Source organism: Paenibacillus rhizophilus (genome assembly GCF_003854965.1).
GTDB lineage: Bacteria > Bacillota > Bacilli > Paenibacillales > Paenibacillaceae > Paenibacillus_AQ > Paenibacillus_AQ rhizophilus.
In genome coordinates, this window is the sequence record NZ_RQPI01000006.1 from 226,592 (window position 1) to 248,862 (window position 22,271).

At 55.2% G+C, this 22,271-nt stretch carries 20 protein-coding genes and 1 pseudogene; 9 read left to right on the forward strand and 12 right to left on the reverse strand.

What is annotated here, in order from left to right; genetic code table 11:
* Window position 1 precedes the first annotated feature (1 nt).
* Window positions 2–1,297 (forward strand): MFS transporter, encoded by a 1,296-nt coding sequence (locus tag EH198_RS13275; protein ID WP_246014280.1) that lies wholly within the window; start codon window positions 2–4, stop codon window positions 1,295–1,297.
* A 71-nt stretch (window positions 1,298–1,368) separates the two neighbouring features.
* On the forward strand, window positions 1,369–2,016 hold the full coding sequence (locus tag EH198_RS13280; RefSeq protein ID WP_124696008.1) for a nitroreductase family protein: 648 nt from the start codon (window positions 1,369–1,371) through the stop codon (window positions 2,014–2,016).
* A gap of 218 nt (window positions 2,017–2,234) precedes the next feature.
* Here EH198_RS13280 and EH198_RS13285 read toward each other — a convergent pair whose 3' ends face one another.
* Entirely contained in the window at window positions 2,235–2,432 is a 198-nt protein-coding gene (locus EH198_RS13285) for a cold shock domain-containing protein (RefSeq protein WP_124696009.1), read from the reverse strand.
* Between the two features lie 167 nt (window positions 2,433–2,599).
* Between EH198_RS13285 and EH198_RS13290 the strand changes: the two genes are divergently transcribed.
* The 5 genes from EH198_RS13290 to EH198_RS13305 all read left to right on the forward strand — a co-directional run bounded on the left by EH198_RS13290 (window position 2,600) and on the right by EH198_RS13305 (window position 6,566).
* A complete protein-coding gene (locus tag EH198_RS13290) occupies window positions 2,600–2,833 on the forward strand; it encodes a hypothetical protein (RefSeq protein ID WP_124696010.1) in 234 nt (77 codons plus the stop codon).
* A gap of 3 nt (window positions 2,834–2,836) precedes the next feature.
* Window positions 2,837–3,007, forward strand: a complete 171-nt coding sequence (locus tag EH198_RS24665; protein WP_179035248.1) for a hypothetical protein — start codon at window positions 2,837–2,839, stop codon at window positions 3,005–3,007.
* Window positions 3,008–3,236: 229 nt separating this feature from the next.
* Complete coding sequence (gene pepF, locus EH198_RS13295) at window positions 3,237–5,027, forward strand: oligoendopeptidase F (protein ID WP_124696011.1); 1,791 nt, start codon at window positions 3,237–3,239, stop codon at window positions 5,025–5,027.
* Between the two features lie 132 nt (window positions 5,028–5,159).
* Entirely contained in the window at window positions 5,160–5,492 is a 333-nt protein-coding gene (locus EH198_RS13300) for a LapA family protein (RefSeq protein WP_124696012.1), read from the forward strand.
* Between the two features lie 27 nt (window positions 5,493–5,519).
* Window positions 5,520–6,566 carry a M42 family metallopeptidase gene (locus tag EH198_RS13305; RefSeq protein WP_124696068.1) on the forward strand — a complete coding sequence of 349 codons (1,047 nt, stop codon included), beginning with the start codon at window positions 5,520–5,522 and terminating at the stop codon, window positions 6,564–6,566.
* 124 nt (window positions 6,567–6,690) lie between these two features.
* Here EH198_RS13305 and EH198_RS13310 read toward each other — a convergent pair.
* From EH198_RS13310 to hemE, 10 genes and pseudogenes are all read right to left on the reverse strand, one after another.
* Window positions 6,691–7,704: pseudogene (locus EH198_RS13310) on the reverse strand (aldo/keto reductase).
* A gap of 162 nt (window positions 7,705–7,866) precedes the next feature.
* Window positions 7,867–9,048, reverse strand: coding sequence for a MalY/PatB family protein (locus EH198_RS13315; RefSeq protein WP_124696013.1), 1,182 nt, complete (start codon window positions 9,046–9,048; stop codon window positions 7,867–7,869).
* A gap of 27 nt (window positions 9,049–9,075) precedes the next feature.
* Window positions 9,076–11,016, reverse strand: a complete 1,941-nt coding sequence (locus EH198_RS13320) for an ABC-F family ATP-binding cassette domain-containing protein (RefSeq protein ID WP_124696014.1) — start codon at window positions 11,014–11,016, stop codon at window positions 9,076–9,078.
* 39 nt (window positions 11,017–11,055) lie between these two features.
* On the reverse strand, window positions 11,056–11,859 hold the full coding sequence (locus EH198_RS13325; RefSeq protein ID WP_124696015.1) for a DUF92 domain-containing protein: 804 nt from the start codon (window positions 11,857–11,859) through the stop codon (window positions 11,056–11,058).
* Window positions 11,860–11,893: 34 nt separating this feature from the next.
* Window positions 11,894–12,517, reverse strand: coding sequence for a fumarylacetoacetate hydrolase family protein (locus EH198_RS13330; protein WP_124696016.1), 624 nt, complete (start codon window positions 12,515–12,517; stop codon window positions 11,894–11,896).
* Window positions 12,518–12,555: 38 nt separating this feature from the next.
* The gene (locus EH198_RS13335; RefSeq protein WP_124696017.1) at window positions 12,556–13,287 is read right to left on the reverse strand and encodes a glycerophosphodiester phosphodiesterase; all 732 of its coding nucleotides are present in this window, start codon (window positions 13,285–13,287) and stop codon (window positions 12,556–12,558) included.
* Between the two features lie 173 nt (window positions 13,288–13,460).
* Entirely contained in the window at window positions 13,461–14,873 is a 1,413-nt protein-coding gene (locus EH198_RS13340) for a CapA family protein (protein ID WP_124696018.1), read from the reverse strand.
* A 296-nt stretch (window positions 14,874–15,169) separates the two neighbouring features.
* Window positions 15,170–16,651: a protoporphyrinogen oxidase gene (gene hemG / locus EH198_RS13345; RefSeq protein WP_124696019.1), complete on the reverse strand. Its 1,482-nt coding sequence runs from the start codon at window positions 16,649–16,651 to the stop codon at window positions 15,170–15,172.
* The gene (hemH, locus tag EH198_RS13350) at window positions 16,648–17,604 is read right to left on the reverse strand and encodes a ferrochelatase (RefSeq protein ID WP_124696020.1); all 957 of its coding nucleotides are present in this window, start codon (window positions 17,602–17,604) and stop codon (window positions 16,648–16,650) included. The genes hemG and hemH overlap by 4 nt, the downstream gene beginning before the upstream one ends.
* A gap of 39 nt (window positions 17,605–17,643) precedes the next feature.
* Complete coding sequence (hemE, locus tag EH198_RS13355; RefSeq protein WP_124696021.1) at window positions 17,644–18,711, reverse strand: uroporphyrinogen decarboxylase; 1,068 nt, start codon at window positions 18,709–18,711, stop codon at window positions 17,644–17,646.
* Window positions 18,712–18,918: 207 nt separating this feature from the next.
* On the opposite strand from hemE, the gene EH198_RS13360 reads away from it, so the two are divergent.
* Complete coding sequence (locus EH198_RS13360; RefSeq protein WP_221621520.1) at window positions 18,919–20,145, forward strand: MFS transporter; 1,227 nt, start codon at window positions 18,919–18,921, stop codon at window positions 20,143–20,145.
* A gap of 27 nt (window positions 20,146–20,172) precedes the next feature.
* Here the strand turns inward: EH198_RS13360 and EH198_RS13365 are convergent, their stop codons facing one another.
* Window positions 20,173–20,820, reverse strand: a complete 648-nt coding sequence (locus EH198_RS13365; protein ID WP_124696022.1) for an O-methyltransferase — start codon at window positions 20,818–20,820, stop codon at window positions 20,173–20,175.
* Between the two features lie 215 nt (window positions 20,821–21,035).
* Here EH198_RS13365 and EH198_RS13370 point away from each other — a divergent pair, with 215 nt between their 5' ends.
* Window positions 21,036–22,193, forward strand: coding sequence for a THUMP domain-containing class I SAM-dependent RNA methyltransferase (locus tag EH198_RS13370; protein WP_124696023.1), 1,158 nt, complete (start codon window positions 21,036–21,038; stop codon window positions 22,191–22,193).
* Window positions 22,194–22,271: the final 78 nt, after the last annotated feature.

Genomic DNA, 22,271 nt, shown 5'->3' on the forward strand with positions numbered 1-22,271 from the left:
TATGAAGCAAAGAGACGGAAGTTTCACCGACCAGAACTGGCTGCGTTCGTTTATGTTCTCCATTTACGGAACCAGCGTGCTTGCCGTATCCTATTTCCCGCTCTTTTACAGCCATTTGGGATTCAGCAGCGCTCAGGTCGGCTATTTATATTCTCTCGGCCCGCTTATCTCAATTCTCTCCAACCTGTTCTGGAGTATGATCAGCGACCGGTTCGGTACCATTCGAAAAATTATGGTCATCCTGCTTGGCGGTCAGCTTGCCACAGCGGTGCTGCTTTCCCAGGCGTCCGAATTTTCTTCAGTTATGGTTATTTTGTCCTTCTTTTACTTCTTCTATTACCCGGTTTTTCCGCTGTCGGATACAATGGCGATCAAAATCGCAGAGCGGCGGGGCCGGAATTTCATTTCGATACGCGTGTTCGGTTCGATAGGGTACGCTTTCTTTGCCCTGACAATCGGCTATCTGCTTAGAGCGCTCGGCACGTCGTGGAGCGTATATCTATGTATCATTATCATTATTATGTCTCTGTTTACAGCATGGATGCTTCAGGATTCGAAACCGGAGAAACCGAACCGGACAACAAATAAATCCGCAATGGAAGACGCACTGCCAACCGGCGTCAAATCGGACGGCTTAAGACAGATTCTCTTTAAAAAGGAAGTTCTCTGGTTCTTCGGCTGTGTATTTGTGCTTGCCCTGGGGCACCGGATGAATGAGGCTTTTCTGACGGTAAGTATGAAGCAGCTCGGAGCCGGGGCGGAACTGATTGGCTGGGCACTGCTGTTTTCAGCCCTAAGCGAGATTCCGGTATTGTTCCTGCTGGGAAAATACGGAGACCGTTTCAAGGAGCTGCCTCTGCTCGCTTTGGCCAGCCTGATGTACGCCGTCCGGTTTCTGCTCATGTCCTCCGTTCACCATCCGGGCGGAATGATTGCCATTCAACTGATGCACAGCATCACGTTCGGAGTCTTTTATGTAACGGCCGTCCGCTATATTACGCGCATTATTCCGGATCATCTGCGGGCGACGGGAATGGCTATCTTCACCGTCATCTGGTCGAGCGTATCTGGACTGCTCAGCGGAACGTTTGGAGGGATTATTTTTCAGGAAGCGGGACTTGCGCCGTTCTATCGCATAGCGATGCTGCTCTCTATCGTTGCCTGTGCCGGGTTTTTCGGAAAATACTGGGTTGATTCGGACAGCGAGTCCGCGCTTGTTCCATGGAAACGGCTCAGCCGGGCGAAGCGTCCGGAAGCACCTGCTTCACATACCCCTGCCGATGCTTCTCACCTGTAAGAAGTTACGCTATAATAGACTAAGCAGCAGGTGTTAGTACCTGGTAACAATATTGGAAGGGGCATTCCGCAATGACTTTTGACGATTTCAAGCAGTTGGCTCAGTCCCGCCGCAGTATCCGGGATTTCAGCGAAGAAGACGTACTTCCGGAAGACGTAAGGGATATTATCGACTGCGCCCGCTTTGCTCCCAGCGACACCAACTCGCAGACCTGGGAATTTATCGCCGTGATGAACCGCGACAAAATTAAAACGATCGAAGCCTTTACCTGGAAACGGCTGGGCGAAATTGCGGCTGCGGCGGAAACTCGCGGACTGGCACGGGAGGCCAAGCTGATGGTGAAGTCGTTCGGCCCCTACGCGACCGCTTTCGGGAGCGCTCCGGCGATGATTATTTGCCTCGCCACCCCCTACACTTCAAAATTCCGGGAACGTATCTTTGACCCGCTCGAGTTCGGCAGTCCGGAGATCTGGGCAGAGGAAGGAATCAAGAGCAGCTGCCTGTCCGTTCAAAATCTGATGCTCGCCGCACACGCCAAAGGGCTTGCTACCTGCCCGATGACCGGACCCGTGCTGCTGGCGGAACAGGATCTTAGAGAATACTTGAACATTCCCGAGGACCGGCAGATCAATATGGCCGTTGCGCTTGGACATCCCGTCGTTCAGCCAAAAATGATTGCGCGCAAAGAGATCGATGAGATTTTGACCATAGTCGAGTAAAATCCCGCAAAACGCAGGACACAAAAGGGCCCCGCTGTCTCCTTCAAGAGACTGGCGGGGCCCTTATTTTAAATTTCAATCAAACTCTAGAAGCAATAAAAAACACAGCTCCCATTCGAGAACTGTGTCTTGAGTTATACATTGTTGGATAGCGCCTTAATAAAAGCTTACCATATCAAGTATATTCAGAGCGAAGGGTTGATCCCTTCCGCTTTGTATTACAGTTTAGTTACGTTAGCGGCTTGGGCTCCACGGTTGCCTTCAGTGATTTCGAATTCAACAGCTTGACCTTCTTCCAAAGTCTTGAAGCCATCTCCTTGGATTGCGGAAAAATGAACGAATACGTCCTCGCCGCCCTCAACTTGGATGAAACCGTAGCCTTTTTCTGCGTTAAACCATTTTACTGTACCTTTCAAGTGAACAACCTCCTAAAAATACCGCCATATATGGCGAATATCTACATTATACTTTAATCTTCCGGGCAACGCAATCCATCTTTTACTTAAGCGTGAATTATTTGCTTTTCCCTTCTCCGGTGCGTTATCATTTACCCAAAACCAAATATCGCCAGGGTGGGACTACTATGATCAAAAAACACGAAATATACAAAACGGACAAATGGAATATGATGACTGTTGAAGTCCAGGGCCGCTATATCGTTCTCCGGGAAATATCGGACCAATGGGGCGAAGAAACGCACACTTTCATGAGCCGTCCTGCCATGATGCAGTGGGTGAATAACCGGTTCAACAAGGAATCCTATAAAGATAATCAGGAAGAGTATAATCGCATCATTGAAGCGTTCAAGCAGGTGTAGTGGGTGAACAACGAGAGTCTTGCGATTTATGTCGTCGCCGTCCTGTGCCTGGGAGCCGTGCTGATTATGGGCAAAGACCGCCTTGCCCCCAAAATGAGAAGGAGCATGGCGCTTATCACGGTTATTATGATTGCGCTGGCGTTTGTTTTCGTCATCATTGACTTGCTGACCTGACGCTTTAGCGAGTTCACGGTTGGCAAACAGCGCAGAAATAGAATCATAAATATGGATTGCCGGGGAATACTAGGCGGACCTTTAGTTTAAGGAGGCCGCAGCCATGCCATTCGCCGCCCGATCTCTTTCACTGCTGCTCGCGCTCGGCCTACTGCAGGGGGTCTTGTCCTCCGCCGCGGCCGGACGGCAGCCCGCGCAATCATCATCCCATCTATTAAGGAGGATTCCCATGGAACAATTATTGAAGAGAAACGAAGTGCCTGCCGAGAACCGCTGGAAGCTTGAAGATATGTTCGCTTCACAGCAGGAATGGGACAAAACTTATGATCAAACGAAGCAGTTGATTGAGGAAGCCTCCAAATTCCAGGGCAAACTCAGCACCGCTTCCGCGCTGAAAGAATGTTTTGAACTGGACGACGAATTGTCGCTCAAGACCGAGCGTCTGTATGTATACGCCCATATGCGCCAGGATGAAGATACCGCCAATCCGGTCTACCAGGCGCTGTCCCAGAAAGCGAAGAAGCTCAGTGTGGATGCTGGGGAAGCCCTCTCCTATGTGACGCCGGAAATCCTGGCGCTGCCCGTGGAGAAGCTTGACGAGTTCATCGCCGATCCGGCGCTGTCGGAGTACACATTCACTCTGACCGAAATGAAGCGCCAGAAGGCCCATGTCCTGTCCAAAGCGGAAGAAGCGCTGCTCGCGCAGGTCGGCACGCTGTCCCAGGCGCCGCAAAATATTTTCGGCATGCTGAACAACGCCGATCTTAAATTCCCGAAAATCAAGGACGAATCCGGCAAGGAAGTCGAACTGACCCACGGCAGCTACATAAAGTTCCTTGAGAGCCCGAACCGGGAAGTCCGCAAGAACGCCTTTACGGCAGTATACGAAACGTATGCCAAGCAAAAGAACACGATCGCCGCAACACTGAGCGCCAACGTGAACAAGAACGTCTTTTATGCGCGGGTGCGCAAGTATCCTTCCGTGCTGGAAATGTCGCTGTTCGGCGACAATATTTCCAAAGAGGTCTACACGAATCTCATCGATACGATCCACGAGAGTCTGCCGCTGATGCACCGTTATATGAAGCTGCGCCAGAAGCTGCTCGGCGTGGATGAACTCCATATGTACGACCTGTTCGCGCCGCTCGTGGACGAATACAAGTTGGATATTCCTTTTGCCGAAGCCAAAAAAATCACTAAGGAAGGCCTCAAGCCGCTTGGCGAGGATTATTTGAAGGCGCTCCAGGAAGGCTACGACAACGGCTGGATCGACGTATACGAGAACGAGAACAAGCGCACAGGAGCTTACAGCTGGGGAGCCTACGGCACGCACCCGTATGTGCTGCTGAACCATAACGACAATCTGAACAGCATGTTCACGCTGGCGCATGAAATGGGGCACGCCCTTCACTCGTATTATTCGGATAATACGCTGAAATACCGTGACGCCCAATATACGATCTTCCTTGCAGAGGTGGCTTCCACAACGAACGAAGCGCTGCTGATGCATTATTTGCTGGAAAAATCGACGGACAAGAAGGAAAAAATGTATCTGCTCACCTATTACGCGGATCAATTCCGCACAACGGTGTTCCGGCAGACGATGTTCGCCGAGTTCGAAAAAATCGTTCACGAACGCGCCGAGCAGGGCGAATCGCTCACTCCGCAGGATTTGTCCGCCATCTACTATGATCTGAACCTCAAATATTATGGCAAGGACATGGTCGTAGACAAGGACATCGATATGGAATGGGCGCGGATTCCGCATTTCTATAACAGCTTCTATGTCTATAAATATGCGACGGGCTTCTCGGCGGCCACCAGCTTCTCCAAACAGATTCTGGAGGAAGGCAAACCGGCGGTTGATCGATATCTCGGTTTCTTGAAGAGCGGCGGCAGTGACTATTCGATCAATATTCTGAAAAAAGCGGGCGTTGACATGTCTTCGCCGCAGCCAATCCGCGAAGCTATGAGCGTCTTCGAGAATGTGATCGAACAGATGGAACAGTTAACTAAGTAAAACGTGTGCCTCAAAGCGTTTTCGGTTGCAAGTCCATGTCGTCCCTTGCCCCTTTTTGGGGTAAGGGATTTTATAATGTAAAGCGGCCCCTAGAATCGGCGGTTCGCAAATTGCCCGAGGAGGAAGTTTATTATGAGAATGCAATGGTCTATAATTTTCGGCCTGATTTTTGCGCTGCTGATTGCCCTTTTTGCCGTCATTAACGTAGATCCGGTGCAGGTGAACTTCGGTTTCAGCATTGTATCGCTCCCCTTGATCCTGGTCATACTCAGCTGCGCGCTGATCGGCGGGGTAATTGTGGGCTCGTATGGTATTTTCCGCCAGTACAAGCAGCAGAGGAAGATCAAATCATTGACTGCCGAGCTGGCTCAGGCGCAGGAAAGAATTGCCGGCCTTGAGGCGGCAAACACAGCGGTTACGGTACCCGACAGCCCCCTTTCCGAAGGAACGACCACGTTTAATTGATAATAGACAGGAGGACCACCTTTGCCAATCCTTACGATTCAGCCCAATGAAGATTACATCCTGAACACTCTTAAAAAACTGCTGGAAACGCCGAGCCCAAGCGGCTTCACCCATGCCGTTCTGAAGCTCGTCGCCGAGGAGGCTGCAGCGCTTAACGTAAACATGTCCTGGAACGAAAAAGGCGGACTTATCCTGAGTGTTGACGGTCTTGATCCTTCCCGCACCGTCGGACTGAGCGCCCATGTCGATACACTCGGAGCGATGGTCCGTTCCATCCGTCCGGACGGCACTCTGCGCCTGACCACCGTCGGAGGTTTCACGATGTACAGCATCGAAAATGAATACTGCGTTATTCACACGCGCAGCGGAAAGACCTATACCGGAACGATTCTGTCGACGCGCCCATCCGCCCACGCCTATCCTGCCGATGCCCGTGATATTAAGCGCGTGGAAGAAAATATGGAGGTCCGCATCGACGAAGTGGTTTCAGGCAAGGACGATGTGCTAAAGCTGGGAATCGCCGTGGGCGATTTCATCTCGTTTGACGCCCGGCCCGTGTTCACGCCAAGCGGTTATATCAAGTCGCGCCATCTGGACGATAAAGCGAGCGTCGCCGCCCTGCTCGGCCTGCTGGAAAGCATCAAGCGCGAAGGCTGGAAGCCGCTCTACAACCTGTCTCTGCTGATCTCCAATTATGAAGAGGTAGGCCACGGCGCGTCCTGGATTCCCGGCGAAATCAGCGAGCTGATCGCCGTCGATATGGGCGTCCTGGGCGACGATTTGAGCTGCAAGGAGACCGATGTATCCATCTGCGCCAAGGATTCCACCGGCCCGTACGATTATACGATGACCGGACGGCTGATCGAGCTGGCTCAGGGCCTTGGCATCCCTCATGCGGTCGATATTTATCCGCATTACGGTTCCGACGCCTCAGCGGCGCTTCATGGCGGCGCCAATATCCGGGCCGCGCTGATTGGCCCCGGTGTTCATGCATCCCACTCCATGGAGCGTACGCACAAGCAGGCCGTATTCAATACGGCCAAGCTGCTTGCGGCTTATGTGGGAGCGAATTGAAAGAAATCTGTACTATCTGCTGATGGCTGCGGTATAAAGGCACTTGATTGAACTCCAAAGCCGGCGTCCGGTTTCCCGGCGCCGGCTTTTTGTGCGGTTATTTCCTGTCATTGACTCCACTCACTCAACGCGCCATTGCCTTCATCTGTTCTCTTGTCGGAGGCACCATGAAATCCGGTCCGATCGGTTCAGCAATCGTCTGCCGGAGTATTTGGTCGATTTCTTGCATATCTTCATCCGTCAAATGCCAGCCGTCGATTTTTCCCGGCGTCTCGAGTTGCTCCGGATGCCGAGCCCCCCGAAGAGCGATTCCCACGCCCGGCTGATCGAGCACCCATCGAACGGCCAGCTCGATCATCGATCTGCTGTATTTTTCCCGGGCCAGCCGGGTCAGTTGGTCGACCGCCGCCAAATACTGGCCGAATCTGGGCTCCTGGAATTTCGGGTCCATCCCGCCGCGCATATCGTCACCCTTAAACTTCCGGTCCCGCGTCATTGACCCGGAGAGCAAACCGCGGCACAGGCTGCTGTACAGAAAAGTCGTCACCTTTTCCTGCCGGCACCATGGCAGCACTTCTTCCTGCGCTCCTCGTTCAAACAAACTCAGCGGCGGTTCGGCCGCATGCAGCGGGGCCGCGGAGCGAAAAGCTTCCATCTGCTCAACCGTAAAATTGCTGACACCGATCGCGCGGATTTTGCCGTCATCATATAGTTTTTTCATGGCTTACGCCGTTTCTTCAATATCTACCAGAGGGTCGGGCCAATGTACCAGGTATACATCGATATAGTCTGTCCGAAGACGTCCCAGCGTCTCCTCCACTTCCTCGATAATACGCTCCTTGCGTCCATCCCTGTATATCGTTTTGCCTTTCCAGCGCAGGCCCGGCTTGGCGGAAATAATCAGACTGTCCCGATTTCCGCTTTGGGCAAGAGCTTCGCCAATCAGTTCTTCGGAGTGACCAAGGCCGTAATCGGCAGCGGTATCGATCACATTGATGCCTTTGTCAACCGCTGTATGGATGGTACGGATCGCTTCCTTATCGTCGCTGCCGCCCCACATTACGCCTCCGATCGGCCATGTGCCGAGTCCAATTCGCGAGGCTTTCATACCGATTCCCGGGATTTGAGTATATTCCATGTCTCTCCACTCCATTCTTGTTGTAAAATCAAATCCTTTTATGTGAGTACCCGCTCTGAGTAAATTTAAACGCGAAAAGATAGCGATAGGAGTCAGGAATAAAAAAACCTGCATACCCCCGTAGGGATGTGCAGGCTTATTACTTTTTAAACGGATCTCAAATTATTTGACGGGATAAGCTGCCGCCGCAGCGCAGAAACGCTCCAGGGCCGTCTCCAAAATGGATCTCGGGCAGGCCACATTAATCCGCAGATAACCTTCCCCTTCGCTTCCGTACACCGACCCTTCATTGAAGGCAACGCCGGCCTCTTGGTACATCAGTTTTTTGAGTCCTGCTCCGTTAAGGCCCAGCGCCCGGCAGTCGATCCACAGCAGGTAGGTAGCCTCGGGCTTCATGACTTTGACTTGTGGCAGGTGCTCTGCGAGATAAGAGGTAGCGTAGTCGATGTTGCCGTTGATGTAGGAGATCAGCTCATCGACCCACTCGGCGCCTTCGTTATAGGCCGCTTCAACGGCATCCTGGGCGAAAAAGCTGGCCATATGCAGACTAAGCGTTTTGATCCGCGTCTCAAATTTCCGCTTGATTTCCGGGCTCGACGCCACGATAAAAGAGGAATGAATGCCGGGCAAATTGAAGGTTTTCGTTGGAGCCAGCGCCATCAGCGTAATGTCCGACAGTTCCTTGGACAGCGAAGCGAATGGAATATGCTTGTACCCGGGCAGCGCCAGATCGCAGTGGATTTCATCGGAAACAACCGTGACCCTGTACTGCAGACATAACTCCCCGAGCCGCAGCAGCTCCTCGCGCTCCCATACCCGTCCTCCGGGATTATGCGGACTGCACAGCAGCAGCAGCTTGGCGCCGCCCTTCATCAGCCCTTCCAGCTGCTCATAGTCCATCTCATAGCGTCCGTTCCGCAGCACGAGCGGATTGTCTGCAACTTTGCGGCCGTTCATTTTGATGACATCATAGAATGGATAATATACCGGCGATTGCAAAATAACCTCGGCTCCCGGATCGCTGAACAGCTCGACCGCCAGGCTGAGTGTAGTCACGATGCCGGGCGATTGAGCGATCCAATCCTTTGATATCTCCCAGTCATGTCGGCGGCGGAACCATCCGACAATCGACTCTATGTACGAGCCGCTGGGGACGCAATATCCGTAAATGCCGTGCTCGGCGCGGCGAACCAGCGTTTCTTTTACGGCCGGAGGACTCTCGAAGTCCATATCCGCCACCCACAGCGGTAAAATATCCTTGTTACCGAACAGTTTCTCCGCCTGATCCCATTTGTAGGAATGCGTATTGCTACGGTCCAGGACACGGTCAAAATCATACTTCAAAGCAGTCACCCCATCTTTAGATTTCGGTTACGATTTGTTCGCGATTTTCTCCGCCAGTTCGTTCAAGTACGTCCAGCGCTCCATCAGCCGTTCCAGCTCCGCCTCGGCCGCGCGCTGCTCTTCCACCAATTCCTGCAGCTTCGCGGAATCGGCAAAAGCCGCTTCCATCTGCGCCGCAATGGAGCTTAAACGCTGTTCGGCCTTCTCGACGAGACCGTCGATCTCTTCATACTCCCGCTGTTCCTTGAAAGAAAACTTCAGCTTTTCACGGGCCGGCGCCTGAGCGCTGTTCCCTTGGGAAGATTGACCGCCTTCGCTCCGTTTGGGCCCCGCATCCTCTTTCCCGACGGCTGCTGAACCGCGGGCGGGCGCGTTCTTGGCCAGCCACTCTTCATACTCGCTGTAATCGCCGACATGAACACGGATCCCCCCGTCCTCAAACGCGATGATCTTGTCCACCGTCCGGTCCAGGAAGAACCGGTCATGCGAGACAGTCAGGACGACTCCCGGAAATTCATCCAGATAGTCCTCCAAGATAGCAAGCGTGCCGATGTCCAGATCATTGGTCGGCTCGTCCAGCAGCAGCACATTGGGAGCGCTCATCAGTACGCGAAGAAGATACAGTCTTCTCTTCTCTCCGCCGGACAGCTTCGAGATCGGTGTCCACTGCATTGCGGGCGGAAAGAGGAACCTCTCCAGCATCTGGGCCGCAGTAATGGCGGAGCCGTCCGCCGTACGCACGACCTCCGCCTCTTCCTTGATGTATTCGATCACCCGCAGCGAATCGTCCATGTCTTGATGCTCCTGGGTAAAATACCCCAGCTTCACGGTCGGACCCAGCACAACCTCGCCGCTGTCCGGCTGAAGCTTGCCTGCTATCAGGTTCAGCAGCGTCGATTTGCCGCTGCCGTTCGGGCCGACGATGCCTACGCGGTCCTGTGGAACGGCGATATAGCTCAAATTCTCGATGAGTGTCCGCCCGCTCCGGGACATCGTCATATCCTCAATTTCGAGTATTTTCCGCCCCAATCTGGTCGAGGCGGCGGAAATCTCCAGCTGGCTGCCGGAGGATACGCCCTGCTGATCCTTCAGCTTCTCGAAGCGGTCGATTCTCGCCTTCTGCTTCGTGGACCGCGCCTTGGCGCCGCGTCTGATCCAGGCCAGCTCGCTGCGCAGCAGATTCTGCCGTTTCTGTTCGGAAGCGGCTTCCCGCTCTTCGCGTTCGGCTTTCAGTTCCAGGAAGCGGGAATAGTTCGCTTCATAGCGGAACAGCCGTCCCTGATCCAGCTCCAGCATAACACCCGCCACCCGCTCCAGAAAGTAGCGGTCATGGGTAACCATCAGCAGCGCGCCGCGCCGCTTCTGCAAATACTGCTCCAGCCAGGCGACCGAGGATGTGTCGATATGGTTGGTGGGCTCGTCCAGAATGAGCAGCTCCGACGGGGTAATCAGGGCCGCCGCCAGCGCGACCCGCTTGCGCTGTCCGCCGGAGAGCGACTCCATGCGCGCGTCAAACTGCTGGATGCCAAGCTTGGACAGCACGCTTTTCGCTTCGCTCTCCAGATGCCAAACTCCCGCGGCGTCGATATCTTGACCTAGGCGGATCAGCTCTTGCTCCAATTCGTCATTGCCCGGCTCGGCTTCCAACCGGGCCGTCGTCTCCATGTACCGCCGCATGACGGCCAGCTCCGGATTGTCCCCGGCGAATACCTGCTGAAGCACGGTATATTCCGGGTTATAAGGCGGGTTCTGCGACAGAAATTGTACGCGCACATCATTGCCGATGGCGATTTGCCCCTCGTCGGGACTTTCAAGTCCGGCGATAATCCGCAGAAGCGTCGATTTGCCGGTCCCGTTCACGCCAATGACGCCGATCTTGTCACGGTCTTCCATTCCAAAGGATGCGTCCTGGAACAGCACTTTTTCTCCGTAGCTTTTGACAAGGTGCTCCACGGTCATAATATTCATGGTTGTTGTTCGCCTTCCCTATATATTTGAAACTGATAATCAAATCAGCCTGCTAATCAGCAGCGCCACAGCTCCACCGGCGATTGAGCTGATCGCGTTCACGGCATCGTTGTTCATCCACCGCCAGCCTCTGGCATGCACGGTAGGGATGCCACAATGGACCTCGCTTTCCACTTCACGCCCGCATACGGCGCAAAGGTTCATCTTCTGAACCGTTGCGCCAAGCAGGGAATCGGCAAAAGCGCCAACGAATCCTCCGAAGAGGCCCGCAGCCGCCAGGGCAGTGAAAGACTGCCCTGTCATTCCCGATAACTGCTGAAGAATCCACGAAGCCGCGCCGATGATGACGCCGCCCGCCGCTGCCGCAAGTGTGCCTGGAAGCGAGACGCCGCCGGATGCCCCGGTCGGAAGCTTCCTGCCGGTCAATATCGAGCGCGGCGGCTTTCCGCTCAAGGTGCCGATTTCTGTCGCCCACGTATCTGCGGTGACCGTCGCCATTACGCCGACGAAGAGCAGTTCCCACGCAGGCTGAGGATTAAAGGCGTTCAGCAGAACAAGCAGCATGCCGAGGCCGCCGTTGGCGAATACCTGGCCCGCGTCCCGCCTGCCCGTCTTCGCGTACGACCGTTCCAGCTCCTCCTTGTGCTCTGCTCTGAGTTTCGACAGCAGGCTGGAGGAGATGAAAAACAGCAGCAGTATCCCGAACCAAAAAGCGTTACCCGCTCCAAAATAAATGGCACCCATGACCACGGCGGCAAGCATGCCGGAGAGGCTCAGCGATCCCTTGATATACGCGGCTCCGGCAACAAACAATGCGCCCAAGATGCCGATTACCCACTGCATGGCTTCAGCTCCAGTAATATGTCCCAAGATCCCATTAGCCGATCAGGCAGGTGCCCATCAGCCGATCGCCCCAATACAGCTCGAACGTATCGCCCGGAAGGGTTGGACCGACGCCTGCAGGCGTCCCGGTAAAGATCACATCGTCTTTGCCCAGCCCGTAGCGGGTGCCGATAAAGTCCACAATCGTCTGCAGCGAAAAGATCATGTTCTTCACATTCCCCCGCTGGACTTCTTCCCCGTTCTTGCGGACCGTAAAATCGGTATTCTCCAGTTCTTCTTTGGAAGGAAAAGCGATGTAAGGGCTCAGAGGCGCGGCATTCCGGAAACCTTTGGCTGGCGTCCAGGGAAGTCCTCTTTTTTGCAGATCGTTATGGATGTCCCGCAGCGTGAAATCAAGCCCCAAAGCCATGGTATCCACCAGCTCTTCCACACTGATGCCCGGAACGTAGTCGCGCGCGATGCGCAGCACAAGCTCCCCTTCATAATGCACCTGTCCAGAACCCTGAGGCAGCTGAATGGTTTTTTTGTCGAGAGGAACGGCGGCATGGGACGGCTTCAAAAAAATCAGCGGTTCTGCCGGCACTTGGTTGCCGAGCTCCTCCGCATGGAGTTTATAGTTTCGTCCCACACAGTATAAGGTGTTTACAGCAGCGCACATTGACATTCAGCTCTCTTTCCACTCGATTTATTTATCATTCATACTCCCAAAAACGTATCGCCCCATACATCCGGACGGTTCGTACATATCATTATATCAGAATGCATGTCCGCAAGGCGACGCATCTCCTTCGCTTTGTTCACCGTCCAGGCCATGATTCCCACTCCGCGGGCCGACAAAAATCGGGCCAATCCTGGAGTCAGACGAGAAAAGCCGATGGATAAAAAAGAGCAGTCCAGTTCCCGCACACGCCCGGCGGGATCGCCCCACCTTGAATCGAAGATCAGTCCCCGGCGGACAGCGGGATCGGCTTCTTGGCATCTGCGCAGCGTCCCGGGATCGAAAGAGGTCAGCACGACCTCCCCTGTCATCCCCTTGGAGGCAAGCAGTTCTGTTACCGTCTTTTCGATGCCGGGATACAGGTTGCCTGCATTCTTCAGCTCGATATTGAGCCGCAGCCGTTCTTTGCACAGCTCCAGCACTTCCTCCAGCGAAGGAATCTTTTCGCCTCGAAAAATACGGCTCTTCCACCCTCCGGCGTCGAGCTGCCGCAACTGGCTCCAATCCATGTCCTTCACTTTGCCGTGGCCGTTGGTGGTGCGGTCCAAACTGTAATCATGGATCACAACGGGAACCCCGTCTCTCGTCAGCTGAACATCGATTTCCATCCAGGATACATACGGAAGTTCCATCGCCATACGGATTGCGGCAAACGTATTCTCCGGAGCCTTGCCGGAAAACCCCCGATGGGCGACGCACAAGTTGTTCATCTTAGAGCAGCCCTCCCGTAAAATAGCCCCGCATAAGCTCCGGCAGGCTTCGAAGCCTGCCCAGAATCTTTGCGGGGATCCCGATAAAGAATAAGTTGCTTTATGTTTCCGATCAATCTAAAAAGCGGATTGTTTCTTGTCAAAGGTCAGCGCGTAGTCAACAGCTAATTCGGTTAACGCCTGGCGTCCGTTACTCTGCCCTCTTCGTCGATCCTGACTTTGCCGGCAGACAGCGATTCTATCCGCTTCAGCAGCTTTTGCCCATCGGGTGCGCTCATCGGCACCGGCTGGCCCAGTTCGGCGTCGATAGGCGAAAGCTTCATCGAGCATTGTCCTTTAACGCTGCATTCGGCCTGAAATATCGCCGTTTCCCAGGTGCTCTTCGAGGTTGACCTTGTAAAAATAAAGTTGCCCGTACTGTACGCGATCCACTTTCCTTTGTACGGCTCAAGGCCTTGAAGGACATGGGGATGTCCTCCGATGACAAGATCCGCCCCGGCGTCGATAAAGCTCCTGCCCAACGACTGCTGAACCGCATTCGGCTCATTCATCCGTTCCTGTCCCCAGTGGACGACAACGGCAACAATATCCGCTTTCTTCCGGGCTTCGGCTATCGCCTTAAGCGCCGGGCCGCTGTCGTAAGCGGAGGCTACGCCGGGCTTGCCCGCTCCAGCGGTCCATCCGGCTTCGGGAATGACCCGCGTAAAGCCGAGCAGGGCGACGGTAATTCCTTTTCGGGTAAAATATTGCGCCGAGTACGCCTGAGCGGCGTCCACGCCCGCTCCGACGAACGGAATGCCTCTGGCGTCCAGATTGTCCAGCGTATCCCGGAGTCCCTGCTCGCCCATATCCAGCGTATGGTTGTTCGCCAGATTGACGGCATCCACTCCAGCCGCCTTCAGCGCATTCAGAGCCTCCGGAGGCGACTTGAACACATAGGTCTTGTTCGCCTCCGCACCCCGGTCGGTGACGGGCGTTTCCAGATTGACGACCGACAGATCGTCCTTCAGGAACAGGCCGTTCAGGCGGGCGTACGGATAATCATAGCCCTTCTGCTTCAGCAGTTCGCCGACCTTGCCGGCAAAAATGACGTCTCCGGCAAAATTCAGCGTCACCGTGCTTCCGCTCCCCTCCTGGCCGACTGGAAGCCCGGCCGTCTGGCCCCCGGCTCCATCGGCAGCGGGGCTGCTGTCAGGGGCCGGGCTGGAAGCTCCGGCGCTTGCCGGGGGCGACGTGCTGTCCGCGCCTGCTTCGGGTAACGGCGGCGGCGTGGCGCCTATAGTCGGGCCCGCTTCCGGCGAAGCGGACCGCAGCGGCTCCACGGATGGAGCGGCCGACGCTCCGCCAGCGGCCCCAGGCCCCGCGGAGGGGCCGGTTCCTGCTTCCGCCGATGCCTCCGGCGAAGGCGAAGCCGCCCCCGCTGCGGATGGAGGAACGCTTCCGCGTCCTTCTCCGGTGTAGAAGAAATAAAATAGCATAACCGTAATCAGCAACAGCAGACTGATGTTGATCCATGACCAGATGCGGTTTCTTTTCTGTTTTCTGGTCGTTTTGCTCCTTTTTCTGCTGGATCTAGGGGAATACATTGGTGTTCGGGCTCCTTTTCCTGCTAAACTCGCTCTATTATATCATATCTATCAATCCTCCCCGAAAAGCAGGAATCTGGGTCTATAGAAGCCGACGTTCACTCAAAAGCCGCATTCAAGAAGAAACGGCTACGCCGTCCTTTTAGGGACGGTACCGTTTCTCGTAGAAATATAAGACAAAATGATAAGCGCACAGCTTATACATTCTTATATTTAAAAATAAACGGCGAAGCGCGGGCTGAACCCTCGCTTCGCCGTCAATCAAGGCAACATGCCCGATGATAAAAGTATGAAAATCAGTTCCCTTGAAGGCCTTCGGCTGCCGCCTTCGCCGTCAGCTTCGCAAATTTGATGCAGTCCGGCATGCCGATGCCGTCATACCCTGCTCCAAATACATAAACACCCGGAAGAACGGCGGCCAGGTCGCTCCGGAGTCCGGCGATTGCCAAAGGATGTCCGACAGGATACTGCGGCATCGAGTCCGGCAGACGCGTAATTTCCGCGAACAGCGGCTCCGCCGTAACGCCCATAACCTCGCGCAGATCCTTGCGGACCAGTTCTTCCAGCGCAGTGTCCGGCAGCTGGACGTTCTGCTCATCGCCCGCACGCCCCACGTAACAGCGCAGCAGCACTTTGCCCTCTGGACTTGTATGCAGCCATTTCGCCGAAGTCCAGGTGCAGGCCGTAATATTGCGCCCTTCCTTGCGGGAAACGAGAAAGCCCGAGCCGTCAAAATTGCCGTCCATCTCATCGCCGGAAAAGGCCATAACCACGTTCGCGACCGACACGTAATTCACCGCGTCCAGCGCAGATACATCTACATGAGGCCGCAGCAGCTCGGCCGCCGCGAAGTTGGGAACCGTGATATAGACGTCGTCCGCAGGCAGCCGCTCGCCGGTTCCCAGTTCCACCGCGTAGCGCGGCTGCGGAGAATCCGGCAATCCCGGAGAACCTTCCTTAATATCGGCCGTTCCGGTGAAGGTATCGGCAATCCGGTCGTGAATGGCCACGGCGGCGGCTTCCGTCCGCTGCTCCACATCATGCAGCTCATGCACAAGCGTGTGGACGAGGCTTTGCAGCCCCTGACGGAAGGTCAGGAACATGCTCTTTTTCGTGCCGGTATGTGTCTCCTGGGGCTTCCTGCCCGTCAACATGCCGCGAATCAGGCTTCCGTACTGCCGCTCCATCTCGCCGAATTGCGGAAAGGTCGCCTGCAGACTGATTTTGCGCATATCCGCCGCATAAATACCGGCCAGCAGCGGCTCCGTCAAGTTCTCCAGCACCTCAGTGCCGAAACGGCGCTCAATCAGCTCTCCAAGCGGCTCGTCCTCCTCCGACCGCCGGGGCGGAATAACAAAATCCATCAGCGCCCGCAGTTTGCCGGGAAAGGAAATGAGCCTCGTCCCTATAAAGGGCTTAAGATCCGTCGGAATGCCCAGCACAAGGCCGGCCGGCATTGGGTGCAGCTTGCCCCGCTGCAAAATATACGTTTTTTTGGCGTTCGGATTCGTCGTCACCAGCTCATGATCGATCTCCAATTCTTTCGCCAGGTCGCTCATTTCCTTCTTACGGGCCAGAAATGAATCGGGTCCTTTTTCGATAACGAAGCCATCCTTGTGCAGGGTTTCGATTTTCCCTCCGAGGCTGCGCTCTTTCTCGAGGATCACGATCTCCGGCTGAACGCCCGCTTCCTTATAATATTTGCGGACATAGAAAGCGGCGCTTAATCCGCTGAGTCCTCCGCCGATAATGACGACCTTGCGTGAAGTTCCGCTCATTGGCGCCTCGCCTTCAGTTCGCCCGCCCGGCTCCGCACCACGTCGCTCAGCACCGCTATAAAGGCCGGGTCGCTGTTCAGCGATTCGATCCGCAGCAGGCGCATATCCAGCTCGGCCGCAATGGCCTGGGCTTCGATATCCAGATCGTACAGCACCTCCAGATGGTCGGACACGAATCCGATCGGGGCGGACAGCACGTATTCCACCTGGTCCTTGCTCAGCCCGCGGAGCGTATCAAGAATATCCGGCCCGAGCCACGGCTCTGCCGTTCTTCCAGCGCTTTGCCAGGTGAACTGCCAAGAGGTTACGCCTGCCTGTTCTGCAATCGCCTTCGAGGTTTCCAGCAGCTGGTCCCGGTACGGATCGCCCATGGCGAGAATCCGTTCCGGCAGACTGTGGGCGCTGAAGAGCACCCGCACATCTTCCCGTTTCGCGCCCGCTTCCTCATACTGATCCAGCCTTGCCGATACGCGGCGGCTGAGAGCGTCAATCAGCTGCGGATGAAGATGGTAGCTTTCCACAAAGACCATTTGGATGCCAAGGCTCTCCGCTTGTTCTTTGGCGCGCTTTATGTAGCCTCCGACGCTCATGGCGGAATAATGCGGCGCAAGCACGATGCCTACCGCCTGCTTGATTCCGCCCTCCGCCAGCCGCTGTATCCCGTCCTCGATGAACGGATGAGCGTGCTTCAGCCCCTGGCAGCAAATATATTCGAAATCTTTATCCTCATTATCCCGGTTCAGCGCATCCTGGAGCGCCTCCGTCTGACGGTCCGTATTTTCCCGCAAAGGGAATACGCCGCCTACGATCGCTTTATATCGGTCCTGCAGCTCCTTCAGCTGTTCAGCCGATGGCGGATTGCCGCGCCGGATATGCGTGTAATAAGACTCAACACCCTCCATGCTTTCAGGAGTGCCGTATGACATGACGAGTACACCGATTTTCGTTGTCACGTATGGATCACCTCTTAGCGATTAATGATGAGCGGATATTTAAGAGCGCGGTCTTGCGGCTTTCCGGAGCGCCAGCGCTTCCTTGGAATAGCCGTGGATGAACTCCGTCAATTCACTCAGCTTCTCCAGCGACGCCTCGGGGAACAGACCGTGTCCCAGATTGAACACGTAGCCCGGCTCACGGATGCCTTCGTCAATAAGCGCTTTGGCGCGCTCCTTGATCAGTTCCATCGGAGCGGTCAGGATATAAGGATCAAGATTGCCCTGCACCGCGAATTTGCCTCCGGTTCTGCGGCGGCCTTCATCCAGCGACACCCGCCAGTCCAGTCCGATCACATCCGCTTGAAGTCCGGAAAGAGCGGGCAGCAATTCTCCCGAACTCACGCCCGGAAAATAAATTTTGGGCACATCCAAATCGGATAATTCGGCAAAAATACGGGAGACCGTCGGCAGAACGAAGATTTCGAAATCCCGGGGCGACAAAGCTCCGACCCAGCTGTCGAACAGCTGGAACGCTTTGCCTCCGCTGCGGACATGGGCCCGCAGATATGCGATAACCATGTCGCCTAGCTTGTCCATCAGCTTCTCCCATACAAGAGGTTCACTGTACATCAGCTCTTTGGTGCGGATATAGCTTTTGGAGGGTCTGCCTTCGATCAGATAGCTGGCGATCGTGAAGGGTGCGCCTGCGAACGTAATCAGCGGCACCTCCAGCTCCTTGTCCAGAATCGCGATCGTCTCCAGAATATGGCCGAGATCGCCTTCCACGTCCACCGGCCGCAGCCGCTCCACGTCAGCAGCGCTGCGGATCGGATGCTCGATCACAGGCCCGATATTTTTGACAATGTCGAACTCCACGCCGATGGAAGCCACCGGATTCATGATATCGGAGTACAAAATGGCCGCGTCTACGCCCAGCTTGCGCACCGGCATCATCGTAATTTCCGCCGCCAATTCGGGTTGTCTGCTGATTTCAAGCAGCGAATATTTTTCTTTGATCTTCCGGTATTCGGGATCGTAGCGACCGGCCTGCCGCATATACCATACGGGGACTTGCTCCGTCTCCTGCTTCCTGCAGGCGCGGATAAATGTATCGTTATAGGTCATGATAAGGTCTCCATATGATTAGATAAAATTTTTCTCAAAATATATTATGCCCTTTTTAAAAGAATGTAACAACCGTCACACCTTACAAGGGATGACAATTCTTTGACAACGGGCGAAATGCGTCTCAAGTTGCGCAGAAAAATATGGTATACTTTTGGAATGTCATCTTCGTGAACTCACCTGAATGTTGAAAGGATGTGAAGCACATTGAAAAAATGGAAATCTTGGGACCCCTGGCAGATCAATCTCTATGTGCTTTGGTTTGGACAATTTCTGGTCAATGCCGGGATGACAATGATTACCCCGTTTCTGTCTCTTTATCTGGCCAAGGACCTCGGTGTGCAGGGAGATGCCGTCGGGATATGGGCCGGTATTATTTTTTCCGCCAACTTTATGACTTCGTTTCTGTTCCAGCCGCTGTGGGGATCGCTTTCCGACAAATACGGCCGTAAAATCATGCTGCTTCGCTCCGGCTTCGGCATGGCGATCGTCATCACGATGATGGGCTTTGCTCAAACGCCCTGGCAGCTGCTCCTTCTGAGACTGCTCAACGGCACCATCTCCGGCTTCAATCCCGCTTCCATCTCGCTTGTCTCCGGCACGACGCCGAAGCACCGGATGGGCTTCGCCATGGGTCTGATGCAGTCCGGCTCCGTAGCCGGAACGATTCTCGGGCCGCTGATCGGCGGACTGCTCGCGGACTGGATCGGATTCCGTCCGATTTTTTACGTGATCGGTTTGCTGCTGTTCATCGCTTCTCTGCTCGCCCTGTTCCTCGTCAAAGAAAATTTCAACCGTGAGGAAGCCGCCCATAAGCCGCAGGTATCCACATTCGAAGGACTTAAGGATCTTATCAAGGTTCCGCAGCTTCCGGCGTTGTTCGCCGTCACCTTCCTAATTCAGTTCGCCATGATCAGCCCTATGGCCCTTCTACCGCTCTATGTCGAGAGGCTGCATGGGACCGCTGTCAACATCGCGTTCTGGGCAGGGGTCGTCAGCGCCGTAACCGGAGTCTCGAATATGATCGCCTCGCCGGTCCTCGGCAAGCTGAGCGACAAGGTCGGCGCTCACCGGATTCTGACCTACGCCCTGATCGGCGCTTCGCTGTTCCTCATTCCGCAGGCGCTCGTAGAGAGTGTCTGGCAGCTTATTCTCGTCCGGTTTTTGATGGGCGTCTTTATGGGCGGTCTGCTCCCGAGCGTTAACGCCTTGATCCGTTCCTATACGCCGGACGGCAAGGAGAGCCGGGCCTTCGGCTTTAACAGCAGCACGCTGGCCCTCGGCAATATGGCAGGCTCGCTAATCGGCGGCTTCATGGCCGGCTACATCGGCATCGAAGGCCTGTTCATCGTCTCCGGCTGCATGCTGCTGCTAAATACGGTATGGGTGCGCTTCATGTTGTACAAGGCTACCCCGATTAGGCTGTTCCGTTAACCGCGGCTTACCGCCCGGCCGATCTTGTTATTTCACCATCGCAAGAGCTAGCCCGTCATAGGCGGGCAGCAGCGTGCTGGTCAGCCGGCTGTCACTTGCGATCATTTCGTTGAAACGGCGCATCGCTTGCACCGCCGGTCCGTTCTTGCCCTCGTTCAACGTGCGGCCGCGCAGGAAGATATTGTCTCCGGCGATGACCGCTCCCGGATTTGCCAGCCGGATCGCGTATTCCAAATAGTTCGGATAATTCTCCTTGTCGGCGTCGATAAAAAAGAAATCAAAGGTCCGGCCTTCTTCCTGGAGGCCTGCCAGACTGTCCAGAGCGGGTCCCGTGCGGTATTCGGCAATGCCGCCGAACCCCGCCCGCTCCAGATGGCGGCGCGCCATATCGGCATATTCCGGCTTCAGCTCCAGGGAGGTCAGCGTTCCGCCCGGAGCCAGCCCCCTGGCCAGGCAAATGCCGCTGTAGCCGCCGAGCGCTCCGATTTCGAGCACACTTGCCGAGCGGGACAGCGAGACGAGCATGCCCAGCAGCCTTCCGTAACCCGGGGCAATCGACACTTCGGGCATACCGCTTTCCCGGATGGCTTCTTTTACCGACAGCAGAAGTTCATCCTCCTCATAAAGCTGCTCGCTGTATTGTTCTTGATTTAAGTATTGGTCCTGATTAAGCATGTCTGATCTCCTTTATCATCACTTTCTTTATCTTGAAGCAGGCATCCGGCATTCCCGGCCGAAACGGGACGTTGTGATGCGTCCTTCCTTCGCCTATACTTAGAAAAGTACAAATTTTCGAGAAACGGGTGCCGCACCTATACCTACGGACAAAATGTTTCTTCTCGATTGTAACGGCATTACGCACATACCTACAAGCAACGGAGTTGAGATTCTTGAGCAAATTGCAGTTGATTGCCACCGCCCCGATGGGATTGGAGGCTATCGTCGCACGCGAATTAAATGAATTGGGTTATGAAACGACTACCGAGAACGGCCGCGTTCACTTCAGCGGAGATGTCATCGACATTTGCCGCTGCAACCTGTGGCTGCGCACCTCGGACCGGGTGTTGATCAACATGGGACAATTTCCAGCTAAAACCTTCGACGAGCTGTTCGAAGGCGTCAAGGCACTTCCCTGGCAGGATTGGATTCCCGAGCACGGCGAATTCCCTGTGGAGGGACGCTCGCACAAATCACAGCTCAGCAGCGTTCCGGCCGCGCAGGGCATCGTCAAAAAAGCGGTCGTCGAAAAGCTGAAGCAGTATTACCGCACCGACTGGTTCCCCGAGAACGGGCCGAGATACGTCATCGAGGTCACGCTGCTGAACGACATCGCGTTGATTACGCTGGACACAACCGGTCCCGCGCTGCATAAACGGGGCTACCGCAAACTGATTACGGAAGCGCCGATCAAAGAGACCATGGCCGCCGCGATGCTGAAGCTCAGCCGCTGGAACGGCAGCCGCCCTCTCTACGACCCCTGCTGCGGCTCGGGCACATTTCTGATCGAGGCGGCCATGATGGCCTGGAATATCGCGCCTGGACTCCGGCGCTCTTTTCCATCGGAGCATTGGCCGGCGATCCCGGAGGAAGCGTGGCACACCGCCCGCGAGGAAGCGTTCGACGCCGTGCGCGACGACTCTCCGCTGCAGCTTGCCGGCAGCGACATCGATCCGAAGGCGATCGAGATCGCGCAGGCCGCCGCGAAGAGCGCGGGCCTGTCCGGCGAAATCGCCTTCTCCGTCCTGCCTGCCTCCAAAGCAAGGCCGGAGGGCGAATACGGCTGTATGATCACCAATCCCCCTTACGGGGAGCGGCTGAGCGACGATAAGGAAGTGGAGAAGCTCACCCGCCAATTCGGGCAAATGATGCTGCACCTGCCTACTTGGTCGTTCTTCGCCATCAGTCCTTCCAAGCAGTTTGAGCACCACTTTGGCCGCAAGGCGGACAAACGCCGCAAGCTGTATAACGGACGGATCGAGTGCCAGTATTATCAGTACTTCGGACCACTGCCGCCAAGAGCGCCGAGGAAGGAAACGGATGCTACTTAGTCGAACCGAATCCGTCCGGACGAGATCGGCAGATAATCGCCGGTTCATTGATATTGTCTGACGAAATACAGGCAGGCT